Raw genomic sequence first — 14,086 nt, 5'->3', positions numbered from 1 at the left:
GATCAAACAGTGTTGTGTCAGAACAGTTTGGTGAACAGCCAGTACAAACTGCCTGAAAGCAAAATCGCCGCCGGCAATGTCAGCACCCACGCCATCAACAAATTGCGGATGGTCTTCATCTGCAACCCACCGCCATTGGCCACCATGGTCCCGGCCACACCGGACGAGAGCACATGGGTCGTCGACACCGGCAACCCATACATGTCCGCTGCGCCGATGGTCAGCATCGCGACCATCTCAGCCGATGCACCTTGGGCGTAGGTCAGGTGGGTCTTGCCGATCTTCTCGCCGACCGTCACCACGATGCGCTTCCAGCCGACCATGGTGCCCAGCCCGAGGGCGATGGCCACGGCGATCTTCACCCACAGCGGAATAAAGCGCGTGGAATTGTCGATCTGTTCTTTGAACAGCTTCAGCTTGCCTTGGGTGTCGGCATCGAAGTTGCCGACCTTGTCCTTGTCCATCAGGCGAATGGTTTCGCTGCTCAGGTACATGTCGTTACGCACGTTGCCTACCGCTTCAGCGGGGACTTTGGCCAGGGAGCCGTAGCCTTTTACTTCGTCACCGATCTGGCCGGCGAGGGCGGCGAGGGCCGGCACCAGCTCCGGGGTGGCTTCCTTGGTGCGCACGTAGGTCGAAAGGATCGGCCGTGGGTCGCCCGGCAGTACTTGCGGTGCGCTTTTTACCAGCGCCACTTGGGTCACCTCGGCCACCGCCGCAAACTGCAAGGACTGCTCGGCGGGCATGGTGCGGTTCAGCGCATAGGCCATCGGCAAGGTGCCGACCAGGATCAACATGATCAGGCCCATGCCTTTCTGGCCATCGTTGGAACCGTGGGCAAACGACACACCGGTGCAGGTCGCGATCAGCATGCCGCGAATCCACCAAGGTGGCGGGGTGTCGCCCTTTGGCGCTTTGTACAGCGAGCGGTTTTTTACGAAGGCGCGCAGGGCCAGCAACAGCAGGGCGGCGAAGGCGAAGCCGATCAGCGGCGAGAGCAGCAAGGCATAACCGATCTTGATCGCCTGGCTCCAGTCCACACCGCTGGTGCCGTCACGCCCGTGCATCAAGGCATTCGCCACGCCGACGCCGATGATCGAGCCGATCAGGGTGTGCGATGACGAGGCCGGCAAGCCCAGCCACCAAGTGCCGAGGTTCCACAGGATCGCGGCGATCAGCAAGGCGAAGATCATCGCGAAACCAGCCGATGAGCCTACCTGCAAAATCAGCTCGACCGGCAGCAGGGCAATGATGCCGAACGCCACTGCGCCGCTGGACAGCAGCACACCGAGGAAGTTGAAAAAGCCCGACCACACCACCGCAAAGTGCGGCGGCAGCGAGTTGGTGTAGATCACCGTCGCCACCGCGTTGGCGGTGTCGTGGAAACCGTTGACGAACTCAAAACCCAGGGCGATCAACAGCGCCACGCCGAGCAGCAGGAACGGCGTCCAGGTGGTCACCACCGTGCCCAGTTCGTGCATGTCGTGCATCAGGCTGTAGGCGGTAAACAGCAAACCCATGGCGAGCACGGCGAAGAAAATGATCACCGTCACCAGGCCGGGTTTTTTATCCAGGCGGGGTTTGGGGTCAGCGTGTGACGCGGTGGAGGAGGCAGTCAGGGAAGGGGTGGCCATGCCGGAGCATCCAGTGTGGGGAGGATGTCGTTGATGATCATTGCAGAATGTTACAGAGATGCTGCGGTAAGTCAGTGTTTAAGGAATTGGCTGTGCCGCTGGTCTACAAACCACCGCAAAACCGATGTCAGAGTGCGATCAATGTGGGAGCTGGCTCCCACAGTTTGATTGCATTCCACGTCAGTAATCTTTGCGTTTACGGAACGCCCAGCGCCCGGCAATCAAGGTAAACGTCGCCACCAGCGCCACCAGAATCCAGAACCCCTCCGGGTCGGTGGAAAGCGGCACGCCACCCACGTTCATGCCGAAAAAACCGGCAATGATATTGATCGGCAACGCCAGCACCGTCACCACAGTCAGGGTGAACAGCGTGCGGTTGCTTTGCTCGTTGAGGTTGGCGGCGATTTCTTCCTGCAACAACTTGATGCGCTCACCCAGCGCCATCAGGTCGTTGATGATCAGCGCAAATTCCTCGGTGGATTTGCGCAACTCCTTCACGTCTTCCTTTTGCAGCCACTGCGGCGGGCGATTGAGCAGGCGCAGCAACGAGCCGGGCTCCAACGCCAGCAAGCGTTGCAGGCGCACCAGCACGCGGCGCGCGGCACCCAGCTCGGCGCGGTTGGTGGACAGGCGCGAGGACAGCAACTGGTCTTCGATATGGTCGACACTGATGCTGGTCTTGCGCACGATCTGCGTCAGCACTTCGCCCTGGTCGCGCAGCAAATGCACCAGCAATTCCAGTGGCGAGCGAAAGCGTTCACCGGCTTTCACCGATGAGCGCAATTTATCCACCGAATGCAGCGGTTGCAGGCGCGCACTCACCAGCAGTCGGCTGCGGGCGCACACCCACAACGTGGAAATGTCCGACGAGACCATGCTGCTGAAGTTGAACACCACGTCGTTGACCACCGCCAGCAAGGCCGAGTCGACGTGTTCGATACGGGTGGAGCGCGAGCCTTCGTGCAAGGCTTCGAAAAACTCATCCGGCAGCGACAAGTGCGTTTGCATCCAGCGCTCGCACGCGGCGTGGGCCAGGTTCAGGTGCAACCAAAGAAATTCTTCCGGGTCTTGCGGCGCCTGCAAGGCGGCCAGCGCGGTGGCCGAGTCAATCTGCTCGCCTTTTTCACCGGGTCGAAAACGAAAACCGTAAAGCAGGCCAAACAGATCGGGATCCTGGTGGCCGTGGTCGATGCTGTGGTTCATGGAGGCTCGCAGAGAAAGCGCCTGTAGGACGTTTCACAGGTTCGCGTGGGCGAATCATTGCAAGGCGGGATGACGATTTTGTGACGGTTTGAAAACTTACCTAGCGGGTTTTCAGGGTGAAGGTGAACAGCGTGCCTGTTTGCGCGCAGGATGACACTTCAAGCTGGCCGCCGTGGGCATCGGCAATCTGCTTGACGATATACAAACCCAGGCCGAGACCGGCTTGCGGCGTGTCTTTGACCGGTCGCGAGTAGGGCTGAAATAGTCGCGGCAGAGCGAGCTCATCGATCTGGCCGGGGTTTTTCACCGTCAGTGTGAACTGGTCATCCTCAACCCGCGCGGCGACTTCCACCGGGCCGTCGTGGCTGCCATGGTGGATGGCATTGGCTACCAGGTTGGAGAGCAATTGCGCCAGTCGATCGCGGTCGCCGTAGACGCCGCGCAGATCGCCGATATCGGCCTGGATCAGGCGTTGCGGGTTCACACTTTGCACTTCCAGCACCACATGCTGCAAAGCGTCCTGCAAATCCTGGCAGTCATTAAGGTGCAGCGGGATGCCACTGCCCATGCGGCCGCGGGCGAAATCCAGCACATCTTCGACCAGTTGCGAGGCGCGCCGACCGCTGGTGAGGATGTGGCGCACAAGGGTGTCGGTTGCAGGGTTCGGGTGTTTGCGCAGCAACCGCTCGGCGCCGAAGTTGATGGCGAACAGCGGGTTGCGCAGGTCATGGCCGAGCACGGCGATGAATTGCTCGCGCAGTTCGGCGGTGCCGCGTTCTTCCTGCAATTGGGCCTGTGTATTTTGCAGCGCCTCTTCGGCTTCAATCTGCAACGACAGCACCCGTGCGAACGATTCCATGGTCGACTGGATCGTGCTGCTGCGCAGCGGCGCGGGGTTGGGGTCGAGTGCGCAGATGGTGCCGAAGAAGCGCCCGTCGGTACGGAACACCGGCACCGAGATGTAGCTCTCAAAGTGGTACATGCGCGGGGTGTGGTGGTCGCGGTAGAGCGGGTCTTCGCTGGCTTTGTCGATCACCACGGACACGTGGGAACCGCGAATTTCGTGGCAGATCGTGGTGGTCAGGTCCAGCTCGCCACCGACGCCAAGGCCAAACTCCAACTGGTCGAGCACGGCGCAGGCGGTCCAGGTGTCGTCGGTCACCCGCGCCACGGCGGCGAAGCGCAGGCCGGTCATGTCGCTGATGACTTTGAGCATCGCGGGTACGGCACTGATACGGCCAATAGTGGCGATGTCGACGGCTTTCTGCTCCATGCAGCGATCTCAATACGGAAGGTGCTGGGCGTTGTGCCCGAGCCAATGAGGGGATTCTAGCGAGCTTAGGTGCTGTGGGTGTAATTTCATTAACTACGTGGATACTTTTCCTACGCTTGACTGGCAAGCGAGCAAAAAAAAACGCGCCACTTTAAAAAGTGGCGCGGTTTTTTTGGCGGTTGAATCAGGTGTCTTGTTTGTTTTCCAGTACGGCGCCGGTTTTGGCGTCGAGCTTGACTTCAAAGCGTTTGCCGGCGGTGTCGGTCACGTCAACTTCGTAAACCAGTACACCGTTTTTGTGATCCAGCTCGGTGTCGCGGATGCTGGCGCCAGGGTGAGTGGCGACGGCAGCGGCGTTGAGTTTCTCGAAAGGCATCACCGCGCCGGATTTGAGCAGGCCTTCAATATGATCCGGACGAACATCCGCCTGGGCCAGACCGGCAGTCAGGGTCAGGGCGGAGGCGGCGAACAAAGCAGTCAGGGTTTTCATGGTGTGTGTCCTTCTGGGTGAGCTGTTTAAGTGGCGCCAGATTAACCGGCGCAACTTAACTCATCCTTAATGGCGCACTGACACCTAAGCGGCCTGACGCTTAGTAGCCATTGTCCTTCAGCAGATCCTGCACACTCGACGACGGCCAGCGTTTGTAGAACTTCAGCAGTTCCGCAGCGCGGTTGGTGAAGATGCCATCGACGCCGGCCTTCATCACTTTCTCGAAGTCCACTGGCTCATCGACGGTGTAGACGTGCACCAGCAGGCCTTTGTCGTGGGTCAGCTTGTTCATTTCAGGCTTCACCAGGTCGGTGTAGCTCTGGTCGCCATGGTTGGTCAGCTCAGCCGATGGGCCAGTGCCGATGGCGCCGAGGCTCTTGGCTTCGTCGACCCATTTTTCGAACTCGGCAGCATCCTTCGGCTCTTGCTTGGCGTAGTAAGCGGCTTTGGTCGGTTCGCCCGACTCGGCGAAAGTTTGCGCAGACTTCGGCTCGATGCTGCCTGGGCCAACCCACAGCAGCAGGATTTTCGGGGTGTTGGGCATTTCTTTTTGCAGCTCTTTCAAGCTGTCTTTTTCAAACGTCTGCAGCACCACGCGGCCCTTGCCCTGGCCAACGCCGGTGTTGCTCTTGCCCAGCTTGGAGCCGGCGGAGCTCAACCAGCCCTTGTCCAGCAGCTTGTTTTTCAGGTCGGCTTCGATGCCCGGGAACTGCTTGGGTTCTTTGGTCTCGATGTACAGGCCGGGTTTGTGCTGCGGGTTGCCTTCGGCGATCTTGATGATTTCATCCAGGCTCTGGATTTTCAGGCCGACGAACGCAGGGCGCGCGCGGTCCGGGTAGGCGGCGTTGAACCAGCTGCCGGCGTCCAGGGTGCGCAATTCGGCCCAGGTGAACTCGTTGGCCGGGGCGTCTTTACGCTCAGGGAACTTGGTGGCCACGTCGGTGGTGCGCTGCAGGTTGTTGTCGTGCAGGGCGAACAGCACGCCGTCCTTGCTGCGCTGCAGGTCCATTTCCAGGTAGTCGGCACCCAGGTCGCGGGCCAGCTTGTAGGACGCGGCGGTGGATTCGGGGGCGTCGTAGGAAGCGCCACGGTGGGCGATGACGGCCGGGTACGGAATGCCTTCGTTTGTCGCCAATTCAGCCGGGCTGATCGGGTCGGCAGCCTGTGCCTGGCCAAGGCCGAGCATCAGCGCGAGCAGCAGGGCGCTCTTGGTAAACGTGACAGGCATATGCGAAGTCCTTTCGTGGAGGTAACTTGAGAAGGTGTCCTTTTTAACAATTGATTGCGAAAGGCGCTATCACCAAACCGACATTAAGGTGCTCACGCGGCATTTTTCCGGGTTTTTTTGTGCGCTGTTGCAGTATTCTTGGCCTAGCTGCCCCGTTAGAGGGCCGTAATTTCTGCCACGCGTGTAAACCATCTTTCCAGTCCCAGTGGGACTTTTCAGTGAGGTTTACCATGCGCATCACGTCCGAACTTATCTGCCAGGCCGCCGACCAACTCCACGGTTTTGTCGGCCTGAACCGCAAGACCGGCCAGTACATCGTACGTTTCAGCGAAGATTCCTTCGGCATGGACGTCGCCGATGACGGCATCATTCCCACCGCCGAGTTTGTCTGGCTGCCGGCTGCCGACCACGCCATGACCTTGTCGCGAGAGCGCATTCAACTGCTGCTGGACCAGAACATCGACGACCGCATCAACATCACCGAGCCGCTGCGCGTGTATATGCGCCGGGTGGAGATCCCGCAGATCAGTGCGTTGCGCAGTTTGGTGAGCTAGTTCACACACGTTTCTGCAAGGTGGAGATCCAAATGTGGGAGCTGGCTTGCCTGCGATTCAGGCGACGCGGTCTCTGAGTAAAACCGAGTTGATGCCATCGCAGGCAAGCCAGCCCCCACAGGGGTAAGCATTTCACTGCGCAAAACTATAAGCCCGCTCCACCTTGCATACGCGTGTTTGAAACGCCGAATACCACGTGGCGCGCCCCTGCTCGCGCACTTCGCGATGCTCGGCTTGCCTCTTCCAGGCCAGGATCGCCGCCTCGTCCTGCCAATACGACACGGTGATCCCCAGGCCGTCTTCGCGTGCCGACTCCACGCCCAGAAACCCCGGTTGCTCACGCGCCAGTTCCAGCATGCGCGTGGCGGCCGCGCCGTAGCCTTGGTCACCTTCAGTACGCAATGAGCTGAAAATCACCGCGTAGTAGGGCGGGGCGGGCGTGTTGGCGATCATTGCGACACCTGCCGGCAGGCCTTGAGCAGGGCCAGCGCCAACGGTGGCGTGATGCCCTTGAGTGCGGCGCGTTCGGGCTGGAACAGCGTGGCGACGAAAAACGGGTGGTCCAGCAGCTCGATGGCGCGCAGGTCGCCCGCCGAATCGTGGCCGCTGGGAATCAAATCGCCTTCCAGCAGTGCCTCGGCGAATTCGGGGTTGAGGCCGTAGCTGCAGCGATAACCTTCGTGCAGCTCCAGATGGCCGTAGGCCTCGGCGATGCGCGTGTAGGGCACCAGGCGCACGGTGTCTGTTGCCTCCACCAGCGCGCAGCTCAGCGGCGTGATGACCGCGCGTTTGGCCTGTGGGGCCAGTTCACCGTGTTCTGCATCGGCCCAGCCCAGCACGTTGCGGGCATATTCCAGCACGGCGTGTTGAAAACCACCGCAGGTGCCGAGGAACGGGCGTTTGCGTTCGCGGGCAAAACGGATCGCCCGCAGTGCGCCGTCGATGTCGCGGTAGGGGCTGGCGGGTACGCACCAGAAGCCGTCGAAGGCGTGCAGTTCGGTGTTGGCTGTGATCGTGTCGGTGTCCAGCCATTGCACGTGGAGTGTCAGGCCCAAGGCGTCGGACGCCTGTTGCAGGGCGACGGGGATGGCCTGGTGCGCAGTCACGTCGGGATTGTAGTCGCCGATCAGGGCGAGGTGCAGGGCGGTGGCTTTCATCGTGTACGTCCCATGGCTTGTTGTGTCCTGAGCCACACTATAGATTGGCGCCCATGCAATCAAAATTGGCGTTTGCCCACATGCTCAATGCAGCCACGCACTATCAAATCGACTACCCGGACCTGTCGCTGATCCTCGCCCTAGTGCGCGGCGGCACCCTGGCGCGGGCGGCGGCGCTATTGCGGGTGGATGTGTCCACGGTGTTCCGCGCGGTACGCAGGCTGGAGGCGGCACTGGGCCAGACGCTGTTTGAAAAAAGCCGCGCCGGTTACCTGCCCACCAGCTTGGCCAGCAACCTGGCGCAACAGGCCGAGCGCGCGGAGCAGGCCCTGGAAGCGGCGCGTATCGGCGTGGAGCAGGGTGGTGAAGTGATCAGCGGTACCGTGCGCCTGACCTGTACCGACTCGGTGCTGCAAGGCTTGCTGCTGCCGGCGCTGGCGCAGTTCATGCCCGAATACCCGGCGCTGACCCTTGAACTGAGCACCTCGAATGATTTCGCCAACCTCAGTCGCCGCGATGCGGATATCGCCCTGCGCCTGACCAAGACGCCGCCGGAGCATCTGGTCGGCCGTTGCCTGGGCACTGTGGCCTATCAGGTGTGTGCCAGTGCCGGTTTCGCCCGTCAGCATGCAGGCCGCGCGCTGGCCGACCTGCCCTGGATTGCGCCGGATGACTTCCTGCCCGATCACCCCACCGTGGCCTGGCGCCGCGAGCACTTGCCGGGCGTGCGTCCCAGTTATCGCTGCAACAGCATGTTGTCGGTCACCGAGCTGGTGCGCGCGGGGATGGGCGTGGCGGCGCTGCCGGATTTTCTCTTGGGCGATGGCTTGCAACCGCTGGGGCCGGCATTGGCTGGGCGTGACACGGCATTGTGGCTGCTGACGCGCCCGGATTGCCGGGCGCTGCGTTCGGTGGTGACGCTATTTGATGAGCTGGGGCGGCATGTGCGATTGCCATGAACGGCGCCTTTTGTGACCGGCGGGCTTGCTGTGGCGAGCGGGCTTGCCCCGCGTTGGGGCGCGAAGCGGCCCCTGCTCCAGGCACTGCGGTTTGACTGGAAAAATGCAGTGACTGTAATGGGGCTGCTTCGCAGCCCAACGCGGGGCAAGCCCGCTCGCCACGACAGGCCCCGCTTGCCACGACAGGCTTTCTCAAGGCAACCGCTGCGCCTTCAAGGTTTACGCATGAACTGCTCATGCATTTCGCAGGTCAGGGTCTCGATACGCTCGGTCAGCTGCTTGGTCATTTCCGTCAGGCGGGTGTTCTGCTCCAGCAGTTCCAGCAGCTGTTTGGTGGTCTGTTCGGCCTGGGCCTGGCGCTCGGTGTTGGCGATGGCCAGGGCTTCGCGGTGCTGGGCATCGGCGTCGGACTGGGCTTTATCGCGGGCAGCCTGGCGGGTCTGGGCCAGCAGGATCAACGGCGCGGCATACGCCGATTGCAGGCTGAAAGCCAGGTTGAGCAGGATGAACGGGTACACGTCGAAGTGGGTGACGCCGGTGATGTTCAACACCACCCACAACACCACGATTGCGGTTTGTGCACCGAGAAACGTCGGCGTGCCAAAAAAGCGCGCGAACGCTTCGGCCTTGAGGGCAAAGGTGTCATTCCCGAAAGTCGGCGCCAGGTGCGCGTGGCCTCGGTGAAAACGCAGGTGATCGACGGGGGCGGCGGCTGGCTTGTCTGGGGTCATGGCGGGCTCGAATCCTTAGCGTAAAGACTAGTCAGCACTATAGACCGAGCCCTCGGCCAGACACATGAAGATCAGGTCAGTTGTTGCCCCGCTCATTGGCAAACGCGCTCACGGCCTGCACGGCCTCGCCGGTGCCTTCGCGAATCTGCAGGATCACCGTGCCGGCCTGGTTGGCCAACTCCACACCCAGGGCGGCGCGGTCGCGCGTGCCTTCCATGCTGTCGATGGCTTGGCGGGTTTCCTCCTGGATCATCGCGATCATGCTGGAAATTTCCGCCGTCGAGCCGCTGGTACGGGCCGCCAGTTGCCGCACCTCATCGGCAACCACCGCAAAGCCACGGCCTTGCTCGCCAGCACGCGCGGCTTCGATGGCGGCGTTGAGGGCCAACAGGTTGGTCTGGTCGGCGATGCCGCGAATGGTGTTGACGATGGCGGTGATCTGCTGCGAACGCTCGCCGAGCTTGGCGATCAACTGCGACGAGCCGTCAATGTCGGCGGCAATTTCGCGCATGCCGGTGGCGGTTTGCTGGATCACATCGGCGCCTTTTTCGGCGATGTCCCGTGTGTTCAGGGAGATGTGGTAGGCCTGGGCGGCACTGGCGGCGTCGGCCGCATGTTGTTGCACTCTGGCGGTGACGTCGGAGGCGAACTTCACCACTTTGCACAGGCGCCCGCTGGCGTCGTACACCGGGTTGTAGTTGGCTTCGAGCCAGACGGTCTGGCCGTTTTTATCGATACGCTCGAACTGGCCATTGAACAGCTCGCCCTGGTTCAAGCGTTTCCAGAACTCGCTGTAGGTCGCACTGTTGGCCAGCTCCGGTTTGCAGAACAAGCGGTGATGCTTGCCCTGGATCTGCGCCAGGCTGTAGCCCATGCGCTGCAGGAAATTCGAGTTGGCGGTGATGATGGTGCCGTCGAGGTTGAACTCAATCACTGCCATGGCGCGGTCGATGGCGCCCAGTTTGGCGTTGGCTTCGCTTTCGGCCTGCAGGCGTGGGGTGACGTCCATCGCATACTTCACCACTTTGATGACCTGGCCGGTGTCGTCGCGCACCGGGTTGTAGCTGGCCTCCAGCCACACTGACTGGCCGTCACCCGCAACGCGTTCAAAGGTGCCCGATTGGAATTGGCCGTTGCGCAATTGCGTCCACAACTGGTTGTACTCGGCGCTGCGGGCGAACGCGGGTGTGCAGAACATTCGGTGGGGCTGGCCCACGACCTGTTCGGCGCGATAACTCATGGTCTTGAGGAAGTTCTCATTGGCCCGCAGCACGGTGCCTTGCAGGTCGAATTCGATCACCGCCATGGAGCGCTCGATGGCATCGAGCATGCTGGCTTGCTGGGCGTTGGTGTGTTGCAGGGTACTGATGGTTTTTTTATGGGCGTTGAATAGCATGTTCGAAGGCTCGGGGAAGCACGCGTCTGAGGTATCCATGAATATGCGCCTGCCCCCGTAGGGCTCCGGGCCTTACGGTTGACTTGCTCATTGTCAGCTTCCTTGTGCCGACAGAGGGGGGTTGAACAACGGATTCAGAGTGATCGGCCTGCCAAGAAGTTCTCTACCACGGCAGCGTTCTTGATGAGTATTCGACCAATGGCGGCATTATGCTATCGCTGCAGGGCTGCGGTAGAAGATTCAGACGGGATGTCGTCGGACGACTCAGGCGGAGTGGGCGACTACGTAGTCGCTGACATTGACACGGTTGCGACCGGTGTCCTTGGCCGCGTACAGCGCGCGATCCGCAGCGTTGAGCCACATCGCGGCATCGCTGAAGGACGCCTGGAAGTCGGCCAGGCCGATGCTCAGGCTTACGCGCAGCTCAGGGATCTGTGGGTTGCGATAGTTGCTGAAGGTTTCGCGCATCTGTTCCATGACCTGTGCGGCGTCTTCCAGGGGCATTTGCGGAAGAATCACACAGAACTCATCGCCGCCGTAACGGCCGGCCAAGTCGTTTTCGCGCAAAATCCGCCGCAATTCAAGGCTCAGTTGCCGCAACACCGCATCCCCGACAATATGGCCGTGGGTGTCGTTGATTTGCTTGAAGTGGTCGATATCTATCAGTGCGATGGTCGCGTGGCTTTGCTGCTGTTGGCATTTGTGGAATTTCAGGTGCAGCAAGTCTTTCCAGGAACCGTGGTTGAGCAGGCCGGTCAAGCTGTCGGTGCGGCTCAGGGCGCTGAGGGCACGTTTGTGTTCCGAGAGTTTGATTGCCAGCTGGTAGCAGACCATGCCGATGGCCATCGGATAGAGCGTCAGCATCGGCAGGCAGGTATAAACCTGGGCCAGGCTGACGTTGGGGTTGAATTTGATCCCGAACAATACCCATGCGATCCCGATACCCGCGGCCTGTGCCAGCAGCCCACGCAGGAACAGGCGCTTGCCACCGGCCGCGACGTTATTCATGGTCATCATCGACAGGATGGTCACGGCCGTGAGAGGCGTGAACTGCGTTGCGGCGGCCCAGAACCCGCCGAGCAACGAGTCATAGAGCAGGTTGCGCTGTTCAGCCTGGTAGGGAAACTGTGAGCGCGTGGAAAGCTGGTACGCCACATGCGCCCAGGCATAGCCATTGAATAACAGCAACGCCCAGACCCAACCTGGCATCGCCAGAGGGTAAAGGGCGCCGACGACACTGATACAACCGATACCCAGGCCGATGATCCTTGGCTTGTAAATACGCCTGGCAAATGAAAGCCCTTTGCCTCGTCTGTTTTCCATAATGTTCCGGGTCAGCTCTTTTTTGCAGATACGACAGCGTGCGTCAGCGGCTAGAACCGTTGATCGGATAATAGTTGTGAATATTGTCAGTTATTCGCGTGGGAATAATCAGTGTCCTTCCAAGCCATTTGCACGGCACAGCGTGCGAATAAGCTAAAAACGACCCGGAATGTCGTTCACACAACTGATTTTTACTGAAGGTGGGGAGCGCTGACTTCGTAGCCGGCCAGGAACAGGTCGATGGCCGACTCGATAACGCTGGCCTGGCTGGCGTCATCAAGCGTCGGTTGGCCCAGGGTGATCTGCGGCCAGAAGGCAAACGCCTTGAGCAGGCTCTGAATCTGGTGGGCAGCAAATGCCGGGTCAGTGCAGCTCAGGCGTCCATCTTCCTGGGCGGCGCGCACCCATTGGGTGAACCCCTCTTCGCGCTTGCTCAGGCGGTTGACCATGTCTTGTGCGCGTTCCGGCGAGTGAATGGTGGCGGCAATCGCGACGCGGGCCAGGTCGAGGAAGTTGGCGTCCGACATCATCTGCATTTTCGCCTGCAGCAAGCCACGCAACTGCTCGCGCAACGGGCGGTCACTGGCGTAGCTTACGTCCAACTGGGCGACGCTACTGGCCCACAGTTGGTGGAGAATCTCGGCAAACAACTCTTCCTTGCTGGGGAAGTGGTTGTACACCGTGCGTTTGGAAACGCCCGCCGTGGCGGCGATTTTATCCATGCTGGTGACCTCGAACCCGTTCGCGCGAAACTCGGCGATGGCGGCTGCCACGATGGCTTCGCGTTTGCGGTCGGTGAGGCGTTGGGGAGCAGTCATGGAGTGCGTTCGGCTCTAAAGGGAAATTACACTCGGTAGTTTACTTGCTCCAGGTTTTGTTGCAATCTAGAAACTACACTGTGCAGTGTAATTATAGAGCGGAATGTAGGAGTCACTCAGCAATGGCCACGATTTCAAGCCGACTCGACCCAGCGCCAGCGGCGCCCAAGACTGCCGAGCAGGAGCAAGGGCATTTCAGCAACGATGCACCGGTGCAACACGGTGGCTTCGGCAAGACGTTGCGTATTTTCTGGAACATGCTTTTTAACAAGCCTCGCAGCACGCGCCCCGTGGGCAAGATCCCGGTGCAACCGCTGACGCGCGAGCAACTGTTGGCGGCTCCCGATCACAGCGTTTTTCGCTTGGGGCATTCCACCGTACTGCTGAAAATGCGCGGCAAATTCTGGGTCACCGACCCTGTATTTGCCGAGCGCGCCTCACCGTTCAGCTGGGCTGGGCCCAAGCGCTTCCACCAGCCGCCGATCAGCCTGGAAGACCTGCCGCCGCTGGAGGCGGTGATACTTTCGCACAATCATTACGACCATCTTGACCATAAGGCCGTGGTCCAACTGGCCGACAAAACCCGTTACTTTCTCGCGCCGCTGGGCGTGGGCGACACCCTGATCAAATGGGGCGTTGATGCCAGCAAGGTTCGGCAAATGGATTGGTGGGAAGGCACCGAGGTGGACGGCATTCGTTTTGTCGCCACGCCGGCCCAGCACTTTTCCGGGCGTGGCCTGTTTGATGGCAACCAGACGCTATGGTGTTCCTGGGTGATGATCGACGGCGCACGGCGGATTTTTTTCAGCGGCGACACCGGTTATTTCGACGGCTTCAAACGTATCGGCGAACACTACGGCCCGTTTGATCTGACGCTGATGGAAACAGGTGCTTACAACGTCGATTGGCCCCATGTGCACATGCAACCGGAGCAAACCCTGCAAGCACACATCGACCTCAAGGGCCGTTGGTTGCTGCCGATTCACAACGGCACTTTCGACTTGGCCTTCCACGCCTGGCATGAACCGTTCGACCGCATCATGGCGTTGGCCTGGGAGCGCAACGTGTCGATTACCACGCCGGCGATGGGCCAGGCGTTCAGCTTGAACCAGCCTGAGCGTGGGCATGCGTGGTGGCTGGAGGTGGAAACTCAAGGTGCCAAAGAGCACGCTGCGGGCTGACACGAGAGGCCGTGGAGAAATGAGTTTTCAGGGTGTTTCAGCCCTGCGACAAACAGCAGATGAGAGTGCGATGATCCCGGCAACGTAATTGTCGGGGGCAGTTTCTGATGGAGAAAAATTGTTGGGAACATTGGCGATT

14 protein-coding genes are annotated in these 14,086 nt (G+C 60.6%); 3 read left to right on the top strand and 11 right to left on the bottom strand.

The features are described from left to right. Positions 1-17 precede the first annotated feature (17 nt). The 5 genes from L8I05_RS17945 to L8I05_RS17925 all read right to left on the bottom strand — a co-directional run bounded on the left by L8I05_RS17945 (position 18) and on the right by L8I05_RS17925 (position 5,828). On the bottom strand, positions 18-1,634 hold the full coding sequence (locus L8I05_RS17945; RefSeq protein WP_177016939.1) for an inorganic phosphate transporter: 1,617 nt from the start codon (positions 1,632-1,634) through the stop codon (positions 18-20). Between the two features lie 180 nt (positions 1,635-1,814). After that, on the bottom strand, positions 1,815-2,837 hold the full coding sequence (locus tag L8I05_RS17940; RefSeq protein WP_177016938.1) for a transporter: 1,023 nt from the start codon (positions 2,835-2,837) through the stop codon (positions 1,815-1,817). A gap of 100 nt (positions 2,838-2,937) precedes the next feature. Further along, positions 2,938-4,110, bottom strand: a complete 1,173-nt coding sequence (locus L8I05_RS17935; RefSeq protein WP_242170709.1) for a GAF domain-containing sensor histidine kinase — start codon at positions 4,108-4,110, stop codon at positions 2,938-2,940. A 184-nt stretch (positions 4,111-4,294) separates the two neighbouring features. Next, the gene (locus L8I05_RS17930; RefSeq protein WP_242170706.1) at positions 4,295-4,600 is read right to left on the bottom strand and encodes a PepSY domain-containing protein; all 306 of its coding nucleotides are present in this window, start codon (positions 4,598-4,600) and stop codon (positions 4,295-4,297) included. Positions 4,601-4,700: 100 nt separating this feature from the next. Beyond that, positions 4,701-5,828, bottom strand: a complete 1,128-nt coding sequence (locus L8I05_RS17925; RefSeq protein ID WP_177016935.1) for a glycerophosphodiester phosphodiesterase family protein — start codon at positions 5,826-5,828, stop codon at positions 4,701-4,703. Between the two features lie 230 nt (positions 5,829-6,058). On the opposite strand from L8I05_RS17925, the gene L8I05_RS17920 reads away from it, so the two are divergent. Continuing rightward, positions 6,059-6,382: a DUF2025 family protein gene (locus L8I05_RS17920; protein ID WP_242170704.1), complete on the top strand. Its 324-nt coding sequence runs from the start codon at positions 6,059-6,061 to the stop codon at positions 6,380-6,382. A 132-nt stretch (positions 6,383-6,514) separates the two neighbouring features. Here L8I05_RS17920 and L8I05_RS17915 read toward each other — a convergent pair whose 3' ends face one another. Further along, complete coding sequence (locus L8I05_RS17915; RefSeq protein WP_242170701.1) at positions 6,515-6,835, bottom strand: antibiotic biosynthesis monooxygenase; 321 nt, start codon at positions 6,833-6,835, stop codon at positions 6,515-6,517. After that, positions 6,832-7,539 carry a CTP synthase gene (locus tag L8I05_RS17910; RefSeq protein ID WP_242170699.1) on the bottom strand — a complete coding sequence of 236 codons (708 nt, stop codon included), beginning with the start codon at positions 7,537-7,539 and terminating at the stop codon, positions 6,832-6,834. The genes L8I05_RS17915 and L8I05_RS17910 overlap by 4 nt, the downstream gene beginning before the upstream one ends. Positions 7,540-7,619: 80 nt before the next feature. On the opposite strand from L8I05_RS17910, the gene L8I05_RS17905 reads away from it, so the two are divergent. Further along, positions 7,620-8,498 (top strand): LysR family transcriptional regulator, encoded by an 879-nt coding sequence (locus L8I05_RS17905; protein WP_242171175.1) that lies wholly within the window; start codon positions 7,620-7,622, stop codon positions 8,496-8,498. Between the two features lie 212 nt (positions 8,499-8,710). Here the strand turns inward: L8I05_RS17905 and L8I05_RS17900 are convergent, their stop codons facing one another. From L8I05_RS17900 to L8I05_RS17885, 4 genes are all read right to left on the bottom strand, one after another. Further along, positions 8,711-9,229, bottom strand: coding sequence for a DUF1003 domain-containing protein (locus tag L8I05_RS17900; RefSeq protein ID WP_159959240.1), 519 nt, complete (start codon positions 9,227-9,229; stop codon positions 8,711-8,713). 76 nt (positions 9,230-9,305) lie between these two features. Beyond that, positions 9,306-10,625, bottom strand: coding sequence for a PAS domain-containing methyl-accepting chemotaxis protein (locus tag L8I05_RS17895; RefSeq protein ID WP_159961619.1), 1,320 nt, complete (start codon positions 10,623-10,625; stop codon positions 9,306-9,308). Positions 10,626-10,889: 264 nt separating this feature from the next. Next, on the bottom strand, positions 10,890-11,948 hold the full coding sequence (locus L8I05_RS17890) for a diguanylate cyclase (protein WP_242170697.1): 1,059 nt from the start codon (positions 11,946-11,948) through the stop codon (positions 10,890-10,892). Positions 11,949-12,139: 191 nt separating this feature from the next. Further along, the gene (locus L8I05_RS17885) at positions 12,140-12,766 is read right to left on the bottom strand and encodes a TetR/AcrR family transcriptional regulator (protein ID WP_242170695.1); all 627 of its coding nucleotides are present in this window, start codon (positions 12,764-12,766) and stop codon (positions 12,140-12,142) included. 122 nt (positions 12,767-12,888) lie between these two features. Between L8I05_RS17885 and L8I05_RS17880 the strand changes: the two genes are divergently transcribed. After that, positions 12,889-13,947, top strand: coding sequence for an MBL fold metallo-hydrolase (locus tag L8I05_RS17880; RefSeq protein WP_177016929.1), 1,059 nt, complete (start codon positions 12,889-12,891; stop codon positions 13,945-13,947). Positions 13,948-14,086: the final 139 nt, after the last annotated feature.

This window comes from Pseudomonas sp. MONT-RG-20F-20-E-7-02 (assembly GCF_022662395.1).
Taxonomy (GTDB): Bacteria; Pseudomonadota; Gammaproteobacteria; order Pseudomonadales; family Pseudomonadaceae; genus Aquipseudomonas.
This window is presented reverse-complemented; position numbering and strand designations above follow the sequence as displayed.

Coding starts and splice junctions, on each gene's coding strand:
- L8I05_RS17945 (WP_177016939.1), bottom strand. CDS start 1,634: ATGGCCACCCCTTCCCTGACTGCCTCCTCCACCGCGTCACACGCTGAC.
- L8I05_RS17940 (WP_177016938.1), bottom strand. CDS start 2,837: ATGAACCACAGCATCGACCACGGCCACCAGGATCCCGATCTGTTTGGC.
- L8I05_RS17935 (WP_242170709.1), bottom strand. CDS start 4,110: ATGGAGCAGAAAGCCGTCGACATCGCCACTATTGGCCGTATCAGTGCC.
- L8I05_RS17930 (WP_242170706.1), bottom strand. CDS start 4,600: ATGAAAACCCTGACTGCTTTGTTCGCCGCCTCCGCCCTGACCCTGACT.
- L8I05_RS17925 (WP_177016935.1), bottom strand. CDS start 5,828: ATGCCTGTCACGTTTACCAAGAGCGCCCTGCTGCTCGCGCTGATGCTC.
- L8I05_RS17920 (WP_242170704.1), top strand. CDS start 6,059: ATGCGCATCACGTCCGAACTTATCTGCCAGGCCGCCGACCAACTCCAC.
- L8I05_RS17915 (WP_242170701.1), bottom strand. CDS start 6,835: ATGATCGCCAACACGCCCGCCCCGCCCTACTACGCGGTGATTTTCAGC.
- L8I05_RS17910 (WP_242170699.1), bottom strand. CDS start 7,539: ATGAAAGCCACCGCCCTGCACCTCGCCCTGATCGGCGACTACAATCCC.
- L8I05_RS17905 (WP_242171175.1), top strand. CDS start 7,620: ATGCTCAATGCAGCCACGCACTATCAAATCGACTACCCGGACCTGTCG.
- L8I05_RS17900 (WP_159959240.1), bottom strand. CDS start 9,229: ATGACCCCAGACAAGCCAGCCGCCGCCCCCGTCGATCACCTGCGTTTT.
- L8I05_RS17895 (WP_159961619.1), bottom strand. CDS start 10,625: ATGCTATTCAACGCCCATAAAAAAACCATCAGTACCCTGCAACACACC.
- L8I05_RS17890 (WP_242170697.1), bottom strand. CDS start 11,948: ATGGAAAACAGACGAGGCAAAGGGCTTTCATTTGCCAGGCGTATTTAC.
- L8I05_RS17885 (WP_242170695.1), bottom strand. CDS start 12,766: ATGACTGCTCCCCAACGCCTCACCGACCGCAAACGCGAAGCCATCGTG.
- L8I05_RS17880 (WP_177016929.1), top strand. CDS start 12,889: ATGGCCACGATTTCAAGCCGACTCGACCCAGCGCCAGCGGCGCCCAAG.